The 15,790-nt window shown below is 35.9% G+C and carries 10 protein-coding genes; all 10 read right to left on the bottom strand.

The genetic code is table 11. The features are described from left to right. Nucleotides 1-9: 9 nt before the first annotated feature. Nucleotides 10-1,572: a family 20 glycosylhydrolase gene (locus JEM65_RS13560; protein WP_199600481.1), complete on the bottom strand. Its 1,563-nt coding sequence runs from the start codon at nt 1,570-1,572 to the stop codon at nt 10-12. Between the two features lie 86 nt (nt 1,573-1,658). Then, nucleotides 1,659-2,423, bottom strand: a complete 765-nt coding sequence (locus JEM65_RS13555) for a 6-phosphogluconolactonase (RefSeq protein WP_199600479.1) — start codon at nt 2,421-2,423, stop codon at nt 1,659-1,661. Nucleotides 2,424-2,535: 112 nt separating this feature from the next. After that, nucleotides 2,536-3,291 carry a glycoside hydrolase family 16 protein gene (locus tag JEM65_RS13550; RefSeq protein ID WP_199600477.1) on the bottom strand — a complete coding sequence of 252 codons (756 nt, stop codon included), beginning with the start codon at nt 3,289-3,291 and terminating at the stop codon, nt 2,536-2,538. 10 nt (nt 3,292-3,301) lie between these two features. Further along, entirely contained in the window at nt 3,302-4,750 is a 1,449-nt protein-coding gene (locus tag JEM65_RS13545) for a CBM96 family carbohydrate-binding protein (protein ID WP_199600475.1), read from the bottom strand. A gap of 31 nt (nt 4,751-4,781) precedes the next feature. Further along, a complete protein-coding gene (locus JEM65_RS13540) occupies nt 4,782-6,158 on the bottom strand; it encodes a RagB/SusD family nutrient uptake outer membrane protein (protein ID WP_199600470.1) in 1,377 nt (458 codons plus the stop codon). An 11-nt stretch (nt 6,159-6,169) separates the two neighbouring features. Next, nucleotides 6,170-9,205 carry a SusC/RagA family TonB-linked outer membrane protein gene (locus tag JEM65_RS13535; protein WP_199600468.1) on the bottom strand — a complete coding sequence of 1,012 codons (3,036 nt, stop codon included), beginning with the start codon at nt 9,203-9,205 and terminating at the stop codon, nt 6,170-6,172. A 719-nt stretch (nt 9,206-9,924) separates the two neighbouring features. Next, entirely contained in the window at nt 9,925-11,526 is a 1,602-nt protein-coding gene (locus JEM65_RS13530; protein ID WP_199600466.1) for an aryl-sulfate sulfotransferase, read from the bottom strand. Between the two features lie 33 nt (nt 11,527-11,559). Beyond that, on the bottom strand, nt 11,560-12,744 hold the full coding sequence (gene uxuA / locus JEM65_RS13525) for a mannonate dehydratase (RefSeq protein WP_199600464.1): 1,185 nt from the start codon (nt 12,742-12,744) through the stop codon (nt 11,560-11,562). Between the two features lie 5 nt (nt 12,745-12,749). Beyond that, nucleotides 12,750-13,562 carry an SDR family oxidoreductase gene (locus JEM65_RS13520; RefSeq protein WP_199600456.1) on the bottom strand — a complete coding sequence of 271 codons (813 nt, stop codon included), beginning with the start codon at nt 13,560-13,562 and terminating at the stop codon, nt 12,750-12,752. Nucleotides 13,563-13,829: 267 nt separating this feature from the next. Beyond that, entirely contained in the window at nt 13,830-15,773 is a 1,944-nt protein-coding gene (locus JEM65_RS13515) for an OmpA family protein (protein WP_199600454.1), read from the bottom strand. Nucleotides 15,774-15,790: the final 17 nt, after the last annotated feature.

Genomic DNA, 15,790 nt, shown 5'->3' with positions numbered 1-15,790 from the left:
TTTAAGCAATTATTTTAACTTCGCTAACCTATCATGGAGAACACGCATTTGCTGTACTCTCAATTCATTTTGTTCGTTTAATTCAGAATCGTAAAGAAACCCTTTGTTCAGTTCAGAAAACCTTACACCCAAGACCTCGGCATCATCTAATATTTTAGTCAATTTTTTAAGTAACTGAGGGATTTGAGATGTTGTAAAATCAACCGAATTATATTCCGATTCCACCGCTTTAAATTCTATGTAATGTATTCTTAAATCGGCCATCAGTTTAAAATGTTCAAATTCCTTTTTGTTTTTTGTTGGGTTTACCAAAACTAATTGACTTCTAATTTTACCGTAGTCATTTAGCATAGATTCTATGCTTGGACTTTTAGTAGGTATGCCATTGGCGATCAATTCCGGTGGGGCATATAAAAAATCATACAAGGTATGAGACTCATTGTTTTTTAATCCAAACCGCTTTTTTCCATAGTTTAAAATAAAAGCTTTAGGATCTATAGGATCTTTAGAAGCCAAGGCTTCAGCGTAACTTGCAACTAAAATACGGAAGCCAGATAACGGATACGTGTTTCTAATTTGTACCATATCGATGACATCATAACCTACATCCCACGTAAAACCGTACAGGCCGGTGGTAGACCAGGAGGTCATCACCATACCTTCATAATTGGCTTCGCGGGCATAAGGAATAAATTCCTTTTGATTCTTGAAATGCGTAGGCCAGTCCGTAACATACCAGTTGTCTGGGTGACATCTTATTGACGGTGCTCCCCAAAAAGAAAACCCCAAACCTTGAAGTTTAGAGACATCTCCGAAATGATTAACTTTCCAACCGTAGTTCCAATCTACAAAAATGGTTTCTTCTGGTAGTTCTGCAGCTGCTTCTGGATATTTTAAAATGATATCGGCCCACATGACAGGTTTCTTTCCTAAACCAATAACGATTTCAGCAATCATTTTCATGTGATCAACAAATAATTTTGATTTTCCTTCTTTCTCTACTTTTGCTTTACATTTTTCGTCATGTCCCAATAAATAGGTTTCATCACCTCCTATATGGATATAATTGGAATTGTGCATTTCCGCCAAATCAGTAAACAAATCAGTAAAAAGCGCCTTGTTACCCAAAACTTCCATAGGACACAATTGCGATATATCTTTCCTGTCCTCCTTTAAATCACTATATCTGGAATTTCGCAAAATGTATTCTACATGACCCAAGGTTTGTTGAAGCGGAATGACTTTGATGCCTAATTTTTCGCAGTGATCAATAAAATCTTTCACCTCCTCTCGCGAATAGGAGTATTTATTGGAGATCGTAGCGTGTTTTTCAAAAGGATAGGTACCTTCCCATTCCATCACAAGGGTGTTCATTCCAAAACCTGCAAGCTCAGTAGCAAATGCTTTTAGAGCTGCTGGAGTCATCACTTGTATCCGTAAATCCAAATGGAAACCTTTTACTTTAAAATCATGACTCTCAGTTCTTGCCTGCTTTTGTGCCGAAACATCCTCGATTCCTATGAGAACAAGGCTTGCAAAAAGTAAAAACTTAAAAATATATTTATAATTCATCTTCCTGTAATTTTGTTTAAAACATGGCCATCAACCATGCCAATTAAACTTTTTAATCATTATTAAATTGATGCCATCAACTGGCCTTATACGTTTTCAAGTCTCGTAGTTTCCTTATATGCATCTTCATCGATAAAAAAGTTGCAGTTGGTGTGTGTGGTCAGTATAGAGGCTGGGCAAGAGGTGCTTATCGGCCCCAATAGCGTGTTTTTAACAGCATTGCTTTTTTTTATGCCGATCACGACACAAAACAAATTTTTTCCTCTTAAAAGTGTCGGGATAGTTAATGTGATTGCTTTTGCAGGTACTTCCTTTAAGGAATCAAAACATCCATCATTTACTTGTTGCAAGCGACAGGTCTTGTCTAACTCGACCACTTTAATGATTTTTGGATCATTGAAATCTGCTACTGGTGGATCATTAAAAGCAATATGACCATTTTCTCCAATGCCTAAACATACAATGTCTATAGGCTCATCCGTTAATAGCTGTGCATACCTTTCAATTTCAGTTAAAACACCATTATCAACCTGGATTGTGTTTTTGTGTTTAATAGGCACTTTGGAAAACAGTGCATTCTCAAGGTATGATGAAAACAGCTCTGGAGCATTAGGTTTTAAACCTATATATTCATCCATATTGAATGCTACTATTCTATTCCAATCTATTAAGGTTGATTTCGTTAAATAATCGAGCATTGAATCTTGTGAAGGCGCTGCTGCAAAAATGATCCTTACAGTATCTTGGGTCTTTTGCAACTTTGCTATACAAGTTTCTACAGCTTTTCCTGCGGCAATTCCAGTCGTTTTTTTGTCAGGAAAAACATTAATATTTCGGTTAAGATCTGGCATTATTTATAGTTTTTATATTTTTAAACTTCTTTATTTGTTTCAATAGGAAATTTGGGAAATAGTAAAATTTTACCATCCCCCTAAATTTCGAGTTCTAAATTATCTTTATGCTTTACAGTATTTCAATCCGTTCGATAATCATTTCTGCAGGCTGCGAATTCGTAGGACTTTGACCTCTAAACAACCATAAATTTAATTTTAGGCGTTCATCGTTTAGGGGAGGGATATCACTTCCTGTATAAGTCCAAGCATTGATTATGGCATCATCTTCAGGATTTAAAGTATGACCTTCATAACTCCCAAATTCAATTTCTTTCGCTTTCCAATCAAAGAAATGAGTGGAGAGATTTGATGTTAAATCCATGTCATAGCGGTATTTATTTCCCGCATTGACTCCCGGTTGTATTGCATACTGCGTGTTCTGGTTGTCAAATTTTGACCATCGTGAAAATTCAATATCTATCTCTTCGTTATCGTTTTTATAGGTAAAAAGACCTCCAACAACGTTTTCATCCAATTCATCTATTCTGCTTGATAAATAAAAGACATATTTCTTATGACCTTGCGAATGCTTTAAAGTCACCCCTGCACAATACCAATGTCCATTGCGCTGAACGATTTTTAAGTGCAACCTACCATATTCATCTACCCAAACATTGTCAGCAGAATCCGAGAACAAATTCGGTCCAGGGCCTTGTTTCTTCTCATCTGAAGTTCTCACAATCCATTCAAAGCCAGAGAATTTAATAATTCTGGTGGTGAATGTTGGAGGATCATTAGTGTCACTTTCTGACGTCGAACAAGACGTTAATATGGCAACAGATACCCAAAATAAAAATATAATGACAGGTTTTATTAAAAATGACATTTGCCTCAAATTATTGTACGGTTACCACTATCTCAAAATTGTTTAGACTAGCACCTGCTTTATCTTCAGCAGAAACCACAATTTTATCTGAAGATCCTATACCATTGTGAATATAAAGCAAGTTCATCACATCAACATCTTCTTGCGTGAAGGAGTCACCAACTTTCAAAATACTGGCACCGCGAATCAACCATCCATATTGTGGCGCTTCTTTTATTATAAATTTCACATCACCCGCTGGCGAACCTGACACCTGAAGAATAGTATTACTAAATACATAAGCTTCTCCATTTTCTACTGAGAACCCTGTGTTTTTATCAATGCTCAATACCGTGTCTCCTGAGGCAAATCTTGCAATCAGCATTGGTGGATTGAATCCTCCTGTGTTTTCCTTTGAATGAAATTCGTCGGTTTCATCTCTACCTGCTTCTTGATCTATCATAAGAGAAATACGCCCATTGTAATCTAAGCTCTTATAGTAATCTGTCATGTCAAATTCAAAAGTGCTTATCTTTCTTGAAGTAATGCGAGATACAGGAGAAGTTGTTGGAAGGGTCGCATTATCAAAAGTTAAGCCTAGTTCGGTCCATAAAGTATCCTTTACATTATAAACGTCTAGGTCAATTCCTTTTGCGGCAGTAAATTTTACCGCAATTTCAAGTTTTAGATCTACTATAACCCCATCTTTGGTAAAATCATTCAAGTCGTACATTAAAAAAGACTTCCTGTCATATCCTCCATTGCCAGTTACATTTTTCAATTTCAAAAGTGGATCTGCGCCAAAATTTTGTGAAGATCTACTACCTCCATTAACGTAAGCATCAGCTATTGGAAAAATAGTATCTCTTACAACCGTTGGATCGGGTCCTTCTGAACCTGAAGAAAGTGCAGAAAAATAAACAATGGACGGAACCACATGGATGACACCATTTAAAGCTTTGAGGTTTGAGGTAACGATTTCCCATTGTTTACTTGTACCTTCATTGACCACACCTGTAAAGTTACTTCTGTGCGACAAAAATATAGTCTGTCCGTTTTGACTGGTGTAGGCTATGGGGTTATTACTTTCCATTAAATCGGGGTCATCAAAAGAAACGTAAGCGTTCACCACGTGATATTTTAGGGCATTACGCAAAATTGGTACTGGCACTTCTGATAAGCTTTGATAAGTGTTATTTTGAAGGTATTCCTTAAAAGCCTCATTTGTAGGAGCAATAAATGTTTTACCTGTGCTAGCCTCATATAAATCCTGAGTATTAGTCAGTTTTATAGCTTCCTGCAATAGGTTTAATGAGTCGTGTGTTTGAATATACTGCCATGCAGTTACACCCAAAGGTTTATTGGAATTGGATTCTTTATAGGAAAATCCATCTTGGATTTCACAACCGAAAAAGAGACTCATAGCGATTGTAAAAAAAACTCCAATTTTCGTGTATGGGGTTAATTTATAATTTTTCATTTTTTTTGGATTTATTTTCTTAAAACACATTCTATCTGTAAAAGTCATTTTGCTGTAGGCTAGGATTTCTATTTAAAGCATCCTCATGTATAGGCCAAACAAAATTGCCTTCATCACTCAAACCATTAATAGGACCCATAACAGAAATGGCTCTTCCGGTTCTTACCAAATCAAACCAACGATGTCCTTCAAAAGACAACTCGATCAGTCGCTCATGTAAAATAGCTGATTCTACACTGCCATACAAAGCAGTAGCTTGAGTTTCGTCCAATTCTGGAATCTCTGCTCTTTTTCTAATTAAATTTAATAATTTAATTGCCTCACTATTGTTGCCCAATTTATTATGCGCTTCTGCTTTTAAAAGAATGATGTCTGCTAAACGCAATAGAACGATATTGTTGGAGGAAGGATCTGGACTTTCATCACTAAAGCCTTCGCCAAAGAATTTCCAAATCTTTTTAGGTGTGGCGTTTGTTGTATCGTAAATTAAATTCTTTCTTAAATCTCCATCTTCAAAAGCGGCCTTAAATGACTCACTTGGGAAATAATCACTGTCGGAACCTAAAGCATAAAGTACTCTCAATGCATTGGTTTGCGTTTCATTATACCCCACTTCAAAAATACTTTCATTGGAATAACCAGAAGTAAATATTTTAGACCAATCATTCATGGATACTAACGAATATTGACTATTATCCAAGACTTTTTCGGCTGATTCAATAGCTTCATTATATTGTTTTCTCCACATATATACCTGTGTCAACAAGGCATTGGCACCGCCTTTGGTGAATAATATTCTTGTTTTATCGCCGGAGAAGTTGTCCTTACAGTTTTCGGAAGCAAAAATTAAATCTTCCACTATTTGATCTAACACCTTTTCCTTATCCGTTTTCGGAACAAAAAATTCTTGGTCTACACTTTCATAAGGCTCAGTAATTAAGGGCACATCTCCCCAAACTCTTACTGCAAAAAAATAGGATAATGCCCTAAGGGCTTTAGCTTGTGCTATGAGTTGAAGACTAAATTCACTTTCATTTTCAAAAACATCAGGAATATACTTAATAGCGTAGTTTGCGCGACTGACAGTTTCGTAAATATTGTTCCAACGTGCTGAACTTATAGATTGCGTAAGGTTATTTTGTATTAAGGCCACAGGATCACCCGCATGATTAGTGGCAACAGCATCTGCTCTTCCTTCGCCCCAATAGGCAAAATTCACCCTAAATGTCGATTGTAATGCGTCATATATACCATAGACTCCTGCTTGGGCATCACTTGAGGTTTTATAAAAGCCTTGGCCAGAAAAACTGCTCACGGGATCTTTATCCAATATACTATCTGAACAGGAAAATGCAAAAAAGGCTAGAATTCCAGTAATTATTATTTTATAATTTGTTATGTATCTCATGTTATTTCTATTTAAAATCCAATATTCAACCCAAGCATTATAGTTCGGCTTTGTGGGTAGGAGCCTTCATCAATTCCCTCTCTTAATCCGCTATATGAATTAACATCAGGATCAAACCCTGTATAATGTGTCCATGTCAACACATTGAGCGCTGATGCATAGACTTCTAATTTTCTCATGCCCAAATTGTCAACCATATTATCAGGAAATCGATATCTAATATTGATATTTTTCAATTTGATGTAAGAACCATCTTCTACCCAACGACTTTGGACTCTACTATCTGAACGTAGTGGGTCATCACTCACTGGTTTAGGAAAGTTTGTAACGTCACCTTGTTCTCTCCATCTGTCTAAGGCATCTGTAGAAAGGTTGTTATATCTCACCACCGAATTTCTTTGGTGATTAATTTCGCTATAAATATCATTACCATAAGAAAATTGAAGGAAAACACCTAAACTAAGACCTTTATAAGAAAACGTATTGTTTATACCTCCAAAAAAGTCAGGAGTGGCATCTCCAATAATCTGCTTATCATTTTCATCAATAATATTATCACCATTCACATCGTCCCAAATAGGATCACCACCCTTAAATTGTTGTCCTAATGCCCCATTGGTCACTTGGTTAACATTGTCTTCATCTCGTGAGTAGACGCCGTTAAATTTGTAGCCATAAAATGTTCCAATTGGTAAACCTTCTTTTAAAATGTGAAAGTCTCCATTTTGAATAAAGCCGTTTGTCAATAAGTTTTCTGGAAGCTCTTTTATTTGGTTGCGGTTTGCGCTAATATTGAAATTTGTTTCCCATTTAAAGTCTCCTACTAAATTTCTTGAATTCAAAGAAAGCTCAATACCTTTGTTTTCTATGCTACCAATATTTTGGGTCACATATGAGAAACCGGTTGTTCTTGGGATAGGAACGTTATAAAGCAGATCTTCGGTTATTTTTAAGTAAACATCGGCATTAAACGTCAATCTATTATTTAAGAAAGAAAGATCCAAACCACCATTATACTGCGTTGTTGTTTCCCAAGTCAAACCTGAATTTGGCATTACAGACGGAGCTGCTCCAGAATAGTCCAAATAATTTGCTCCTACCATAAATTCACCCCGCGAGGTGTAATTGCCAATAGACTCATTACCAGTCTGTCCAACGCTTAAACGTAACTTTGCGTCATTGAGGAGGTCGACATTCTTTAAAAATGCTTCATCTGAAAAACGCCATGCAACCGCTGCAGATGGAAAATAACCAAAACGTTGGTCTTCGCCGAATCGGGAAGACCCATCCGCTCTCAAATTGGCTTCAAACAAGTATTTTCCCTTATAATCATAGGAAACCCTTCCAAAATAAGAAAGCATGGAATGCTCTGTAGTGATGTTCACCTCTTGATTTGAAATTGTTCCTGCTCCATTTAATGTGGTTATATTATCACTTGAAAAGAACATCCCATCCAAACCAACTCTTTCGTATTTCCAATCCTGAAAACTAAGTCCTGCAAGAGCCGATAAATTGTGGGATTCTCCAAGTTGTTTATTAAAACTTAAAAAAGTTTCATTCCCCCATGTTAAGTTGTTTATTGAACGTACTGAACCTGAATTATAACCTTCACGATAGTCTAATGTAGAAGGTATAAACTCGTCTTCCTTGATGGACGTATAATCCAAATTTAAATTACTCCTTAATTTAAGACTCTCTAAGATATTATATTCAACATATTGATTGCCAATTACACGATTGCTCTTGTTCAGGTGTGTTGCCAATTCTGCAAGACCTATAGGATTTCTTCTTCCAAATTGGTATCCATTATAGGAGCCATCAGGTAAATACGCAGCAAAAATTGGTGGACGAACTAGCAGCTCTCGAATCACACTTAGGTTACCCGTACCACCTGCATTAATTCTATTATTAACACCGTTGGTATAAGATATACTTTGCCCGAAAGTAACTTTCTCCGAAACCTTAAAATCAACGTTTAACCTTGTAGTAACTCTTTTGTAATTTGAATTTAAGATGATCCCATCCTGATCCAAAAATGAAGAACTCCACGCATATTTTAAATCATCGGTTCCACCACGTACGGAAAGATCTATTTTATTTTGCGGTGCTATTCTTAATAATTCCTTTTGCCAATCAACATCACCATTGTTTTTGGGATTTAAGGAATCTAAAATAATTCCATTTGGAGTCACAGGATTGTCCATATTTCTATAGGAATCTAGAATAACCTGTCTATACTGACTGGCGTTTAAAACGCTAAGTCTTCTAGGAATCTCACTAACACCCGAGGATATATTTAGATCTACCTGAGCTTTCCCTGAAATACCTCTTTTTGTTGTAATCAGAACAACGCCATTGGCAGCACGTGAGCCATATATGGCTGTTGACGCAGCATCTTTCAAGATTTCTATGGATTGGATATCTCCAGGGTTAATATCAGCCAAAGGATTCAGACCAAAATTCTCACTTCCGTTTAAGGAGGACAATGAGCTTGATTCTATAGGAACACCATCAACGACATACAATGGCGAGTTGCCAGAATTTAAAGAAGAATTCCCTCTTACTTTAATACTCATGCCTCCACCTGGAGCACCAGAGTTAGAGGTGACCTGCACTCCAGCAGCACGTCCTTGCAAAATGGATATCGGATCCTGTAAATTCGATTTATCAATGTCCTCACTGCCCACTGAAACTATCGCACCTGTTAAGTTTCTTTTCTTTTTCGTACCATAACCAACAATGACCAATTCATCGAGCTGATCGACGGAAGGTATCAGGATCACATTAATTTCAGTAGTGTTGCCTATTCTAATTTCTTGGTCTGTAAACCCCATATATGAAAACATTAAAATATTTTCCGGAGTCACATTCTTAATGCTATAATTACCATTAAGATCAGAAGATACGCCATTGAGAGTTCCTTTAACAATGACATTAACCCCAAACAAAGGCTCTCCAGTAGCCTCATCTGTTATTCTTCCCGAAACTGATTGATTTTGGGAGTACCCATTGCTAAAAGCGCAACAAACGAGGAATAAAATGCCCAAAACTGTGCGTTTTGTCAGTTCTCGTTTGCACCGCGATAGAGGGTATGAGTGCATAGTTTTTTTCATAAATATCGAGTGATTATAGTGTTTGTGTACTCAAATATAGTAAAATATATGTTTAATGCAAACGTTTGCATTAAAAATGTTATTAAATTGCTAAAAGCCATTAATATTTACAAATCCACATTATTGACCTGAATTTGTTAAGATTTTAGTTTCTTAAACGCTTTGTATATGAAAAAAATGAAATTTTTGTAATTATAATTTTTCAACGATGACGCTACAAGAGCACCTTACCAGAATGAAAATTAGCGCTAAATATAGAATATGGAGATGCCAGTCAATCCTATTAAAAATTAAAGCTTTTTATAAAGTAGAGAATGGATTTAGCTTAGAAAGTTTCTACGAAAGATCTCTTTTTTTAGCACAGTTAAAACTCTGTAATAAAATAGAACAGCCGCTAGATAAGATGCATTATCGTCTGTTAATCTTCTTAGGTTTAAGATTAATCAAAACAAACTGCATATAAAGAATTACAACATACAGTATTGAGCGGACACAGATATTATATTTTGAATGAGAACTCCGTGATAATTTACAAACCTATAGAGGCATACGTTCCACTATAAAACAGCCTTCAAATTCATTAAAAAAAGAGACCAATTTAGTTTTAAATTATAATGCACAACGCGGGTTATGACACTATACTTATTAAGAATTCAGATGATTATAATTTTTATTCGTTTAATTACTTCTGCTTCTCGAAGTTCAATGAAATAAAAACCTGAATTTATGTCAACAACTATGTGGTCATTTAAAAAGTTTTTAGTCGTGAACACAGTCCTGCCATTAACATCAATTATTTTTATAGCATCTAGTTTTATCTCTTTGTTGAATTTTAGAATATTGTCATAAACTGGATTTAATATTTTGAGATTATCAACGTCAGAGGTAAATATGCTTAAAGTAGTACAAGTTTTTGAAAGGGAATTTTCATTTTCAATAACACCTTTTGGTGTTAAGTCTTTTCCCAAAAAACCGATATAATTACTGGGATATTTTTCAGCCCTAAAGATGGAATTGAAATTTGGTGAAACGTCATCAAATTGATTAAATATATCTTTTCCTGATGGATTTTTATACGTCCATATATGCTCGCCCGTTTTGGTTATTTCTGAAACTTGTCCTAGAGAAGTTTCACAAATTATAAAGTTACCATTTGGAAGACTGTGAGTTCCAGATTTTTTTGTTTCGTAAATAGTTCTTCCTAATATAGAGCCAGTCCATGACCAGTTAAAGTCTAATGGTTTAAATTTATTTTTCTCTTTTGTATACGTATTGCCAGAAATCTCTGAATCTAATAAGTGAACTGAGCTAAAGGACCTAATACCATCACCTCCATTGTTAAAAACAGATAGTTTGCCTTCATCCAAATACCCTGGTTCTACCCATTTTACATCATGTTGTAAAAACAGTTTTTGGTCTTCAACTCCTCCTTGTCTGTAAACCATAGGGTTACCCCATCTCCATAAAATATCTCCTCCACGATTTGAATTACCGCCGGTATGACCAGAAGCTTCAGCAGTTGTGGTGCTATGGTCAATAATATAAATTTCATTGAGATGTCTTGCAGAAATAATAATTTGGTCAAGTTGTGAATTATAATCAATACCATTTACATGAGTAAAACCTCTATCGAAATCCTCAAAATAGGGATCTATATAATTGATATCAATACGTTCAGGGTGATTCTCAACACTCCCATAATTTGCTTTTGTATCATCATAATCTTGAATGAGGTGATCTATAAATTTCCATTCCCAAACAATTTCAGCATCATTTGTTCCAATTGGTTTTAATTCCACTATTTTATCAAGGTCAATGGTTCCTCCTACTTTAAGAGGATCCTTTCCATTAGCAATGATCTCTATGTTAGAATAACTATCTCTAACTATACATAGAATATTCCCATTAGGAAGCGGTTCAATATCATGGTGTTGGTTTAATCCATTTGCACGCATCTCGTAGCTCCATAAAACATTATTATCCCAGTCTCTAATTTCAATAGCATTCTTCCCTGCTCGTAGTAATGTTCCATTTTCTAAAAGATAGCAGGTTGCTCCTGGCAACTCCTTAAACGTCCATTCATTTATTTTTTCACCACAGTTATTAATTAAATATACACTTTGGTTGACTTCAGGGGTAAACAGCGTGTAGCCCTCAGTAACCTGGCTATCTGAATAAAGTAAACCAACGGTCGGGGTCTGTGATCTTACAAATGAAACAGTTAAAAGGATTACAAACGTTATTTTTTTTATCATAACAATTTTTTTTAAAACAAAAAGAAAGTTGTGTTAATCTAAACTTTTTCGAATTCCCATTTCAAGCCCTCTCAATTCGGCAAGCCCGCGTAATCTGCCAATACATGAGTAACCAGGATTTGTCTCCTTAGATAAATCATCCAACATCTTATGGCCATGGTCTGGACGCATTGGAATATTAAAGTTGGTTTGTCCTTCAGACTTTCTTCTTTTTTGTTCCTTAATGATCGTCTTTAAGACTGCGAACATATCAGTATTGCCTTCAAGATGGTTTGCTTCATGGAAATTGCCATTTTCATCACTTTGAACATTGCGCAAGTGTAAAAAATGAATGCGTTCCCCAAGTTCGGCAATCATTGCTGGTAAATCATTGTCTGATCGGACACCAAATGACCCTGTGCAAAACGTCAATCCATTATGAATGCTTTCTACAGACTTGTATAAATATAAAATATCTGCTTTGGTACTCACCACTCTTGGTAAGCCTAAAATAGGATATGGTGGATCATCCGGATGGATGCACATAAACACATTAGCTTGTTCAGCAGTTGGAATGATGTGTTCTAAGAAATAAACCAAGTTTTCTCTTAATTGATCCGCGTCAATATTGTCATAAGTATTTAAGGCCAAATTGAATTGGCTCAGCGAATAGCCTTCTTCCGTACCTGGCAAACCCGCTATAATATTGTGAATTAGGGAATCTTGTTCATCCCGACTCATTTCGGAAAATCGAGTTTTGGCAAGCGAAATGATCTCTTGCGGGTAACGCTTTTCCGCATCGTGTCTTTTCAACAAAAACAATTCAAAAACAGCAAAATCAAGGGTGTCAAATCGCAATCCCGTTGAGCCATCTTCCAATTCGTAATCTAAATTGGTGCGCGTCCAGTCCAATATGGGCATAAAATTATAGCAGATGACATTGATATCGCATTGACTTAGGTTGATAAGTGTTTGCTTGTAGTTGTCAATATATTCTTTATAATTCCCAGTTCTTGTTTTGATGGCTTCATGAACAGGTACACTTTCTACCACAGACCATCTTAAACCTGCATTTTTAATTTCAGTTTTTCGTTTTTCAATTTCAGATATTGGCCAAACCTCACCATTCGGAATATGATGCAAAGCGGTCACAATACCTGTAGCTCCGGTCATTTTAATATCTGACAAGGAAACGGGGTCCTTTGGACCGTACCATCTAAATGTTTCTTCTAATTTCATATCTTCTAAACTCCTGAAAACGCACTAAATCCACCATCTATAGGTACCACAACACCTGTAATAAACCGAGAAGCATCGGAGCACAGCCACAAAGCAGTACTTATCAATTCTTCAGCTTCTCCAAAGCGTTTCATAGGTGTATTAGAGATGATGGTCTGTCCTCGAGATGTTAAGGATCCGTCAGTATTCAATAATAAATTTCTATTCTGTTCACCTATAAAAAAACCTGGTGCTATGGCATTGACTCTTAGATTAGTAGATAATTTTTGCGCCATTTCAACTGAGAGCCATTTGGTAAAATTTTCAACCGCAGCCTTTGAAGCAGAATAGCCTACCACTCGTGTTAGTACTTGTTGCGCGGCTAGTGATGAGATATTGATAATACAGCCTTGTTCTTGTTTTGAGATTTCTCGTCCAAAAATTAAACATGCCAATACCGTCCCTTTCAAATTGAGATTGGTAACGGTGTCAAAATCGTCCATTTCCATGTCAAAAAAATCTTCATCGGGCTGTATGGTTGCGCCTTTTACATTGCCCCCAGCGGCATTGATCAAAATATCAATTTTACCAAAAGTCTCAATGATTTTGGTTTTTGCACCTTCCAAAGATGTTTTGCTGAGCACATCTGCAGATATTCCTAAAGCAATGCCGCCAACATCTTCGATTTGCTTGACTTTAGAAGCAATGGTTTCTTGAGTTCTTCCCAAAATAACAACCTTTACACCTTCCAACGCCAATCCTTTGGCTATGGCAAATCCAATGACTCCTGAACCACCCGTAATGACGGCTACTTTATGATTATAATTGTGTTTTATCATAACTAAAACTAATAAATTGTGAAATCCAAATTTAATTGATTAACAATAAAGAATTAAAAATTATATCTAAAAAATATGAATACAACTGTGTCAATATTTTTTTGCTAAGATATTAATTTTAAGGAAAACCTTATTCTACTTTAAAATGCCATAAAACATATACCTAAACGTCGGCAATAGTTGTTTCAGCAATTTAAAGACAGAAAAAAGCCGAAGATAAATCTCCGGCTTCTGTTTCATATGAATTTAGAACTAGTGTCTAGGGTACTAGTCTTTAATAATAAATTCAGAACGTCTATTTTTCTGATGTTCGGCTCTAGAACATCTTACACCGTTAGTACACTTATTAACAGGATTGGTTTCTCCCATACCAATGGCACTCAAACGTGATTCAGACACACCGTTATCAACTAAATATTTTAAAGTTGCTGTGGCACGACGTTGGGATAACTTTTGGTTATAGGCATCATTTCCTCTACTGTCTGTATGCGCACGAATTTCAAGATTTAACTGTGGGTATTGATTCAGTGCAGCCAATACTTTTTCCAATTCAACTTTAGCATCTTGTCTAATGTTTGCCTTGTCAAAATCAAAATATATCATTGGGATGTTAAGCACTTTAGACAAATCTATGCCAGTTTCAATAGCAACTTCATTAGGTTGCAATTGGAAATTTATTTCTTGGCGTTCAACATTTGGTTTGGATAACACTTCATCAGCATCATATTTATCTTTAGTCACTCTTACCAAATAGGCATCAAACTTGTTGGTCTCAGCTATATAATAACCAGCACTGTCAGTTTTGACTTGTCTGAACATGTTGTCGTCAGGATCCGTTAAGGTTACAAGTGCGTTTTGTAATGGCAACTCTGTTTGTTTATCCGTAACCGTACCCTCAATAATCCCAGCATAGAGATCAACAATAGGAGCTGTTTCAAGAAATGTATAGACATTGTCATGAACAAATTCCCCTATTTTCTCTGACCGATTGGAACTTATAAAGCCACGTTTTGTTTTAAAATCAATTCCAAAGGCAAAATCGTCTGCATAAGAATTTACGGGTTGGCCAACATTATTCAAATTACCGTAACCGTAATCCGCAATTTTAACATAGAACACATCCAATCCTCCCAATCCAAAATGACCGTCAGATGAAAAATACAACTCATTTTCAGCAGACACAAATGGGAAGGTTTCCTTACCACGTGTGTTGATCTTATATCCTAAATTAACAGGCGCACCTACACTTCCATCACTATTTATGGCTGACACGTAAAGATCTGATTCTCCAAATCCGCCAGGTCTATCTGATGAAAAATATAACTTTTTACCATCAGGACTCAAAGCAGGATGTGCAGAAGAAAAATAATCGCTATTTATTGATAACTCTTCAGCATCTTGCCACATGTCATTACTCTTGACTGACTTATAAATTTTTAATTTTTGATCCTCATTCTCGGTTGCACTTGTAGTATTGCTTCTTGTAAAGTACATCGTGTTCCCATCAGCAGAAATAACTGGTGTAGATTCATGAAACTTACTTTGCAAATTAGCCTTAAGTCTTTTTGGACCTTCTTGAGCTTGGTTTAACGAGTCTAAGGTAATGGTATATAGCGACAAAAAGCTAAGACCATCCCACGCACTTCTTCTGTTGTAAAAGGTTTTGGTGTCATCAGTAGATGCAAAATACAGTGTACTTCCTTGCTTAAATTGACCAAACGTGATTTTCCCTTCATGATACAGACGTTCTAGAGTCTTCATGTCATACCTGCCAGAATTTTCCTGAATCAATTTTTCATAATCGACGGTGGTTCTCAAATGCATTTTAGTACCGTTCTTCACCACGTAAGTATCGTAAAACTTCGCCGCTTTTTCAGGTTGACCCGTCGCTTTTAAAGCTTGGGAGTAACGCAAGTAAACGATATCTTGATCAGGATTTGCATTAAAATCAAACAAACGCTCATACCATATGACAGCTTGGTCATATTCGGCATTAAAATAATAGCTGTTTGCCAGTTTTGTAAAAAGCTCTTCAGATTTATAGCCTTTTGCAGCAACATCCAAATAAATTTTTTGAGCATTGACATAATTCAATTGCTCATAATTTTCAGCGGCCTTTTTCATTTTGTTCTCTTGCCCATAAAGCAATGCTATATTTGAAAAGCAAAGGAGAAACAAGAAGAAACTATAGGTAGTAATTTTATTTTTCATCAAATCTTTTTTAAGAT

It is taken from the genome of Gelidibacter salicanalis, from assembly GCF_016469035.1.
In the GTDB taxonomy this organism is placed as follows: domain Bacteria; phylum Bacteroidota; class Bacteroidia; order Flavobacteriales; family Flavobacteriaceae; genus Gelidibacter; species Gelidibacter salicanalis_A.
The sequence above is the reverse complement of the archived record's forward strand: the minus strand, read 5'-3'. Positions and strand labels throughout refer to the sequence as shown.

Excerpts from the sequence above, each read along its gene's own strand:
- JEM65_RS13520 (WP_199600456.1), bottom strand. The coding sequence starts at position 13,562 with ATGATAAAACACAATTATAATCATAAAGTAGCCGTCATTACGGGTGGT.
- JEM65_RS13550 (WP_199600477.1), bottom strand. The coding sequence starts at position 3,291 with ATGTCATTTTTAATAAAACCTGTCATTATATTTTTATTTTGGGTATCT.
- uxuA (WP_199600464.1), bottom strand. The coding sequence starts at position 12,744 with ATGAAATTAGAAGAAACATTTAGATGGTACGGTCCAAAGGACCCCGTT.
- JEM65_RS13530 (WP_199600466.1), bottom strand. The coding sequence starts at position 11,526 with ATGATAAAAAAAATAACGTTTGTAATCCTTTTAACTGTTTCATTTGTA.
- JEM65_RS13555 (WP_199600479.1), bottom strand. The coding sequence starts at position 2,423 with ATGCCAGATCTTAACCGAAATATTAATGTTTTTCCTGACAAAAAAACG.
- JEM65_RS13545 (WP_199600475.1), bottom strand. The coding sequence starts at position 4,750 with ATGAAAAATTATAAATTAACCCCATACACGAAAATTGGAGTTTTTTTT.
- JEM65_RS13560 (WP_199600481.1), bottom strand. The coding sequence starts at position 1,572 with ATGAATTATAAATATATTTTTAAGTTTTTACTTTTTGCAAGCCTTGTT.
- JEM65_RS13515 (WP_199600454.1), bottom strand. The coding sequence starts at position 15,773 with ATGAAAAATAAAATTACTACCTATAGTTTCTTCTTGTTTCTCCTTTGC.
- JEM65_RS13540 (WP_199600470.1), bottom strand. The coding sequence starts at position 6,158 with ATGAGATACATAACAAATTATAAAATAATAATTACTGGAATTCTAGCC.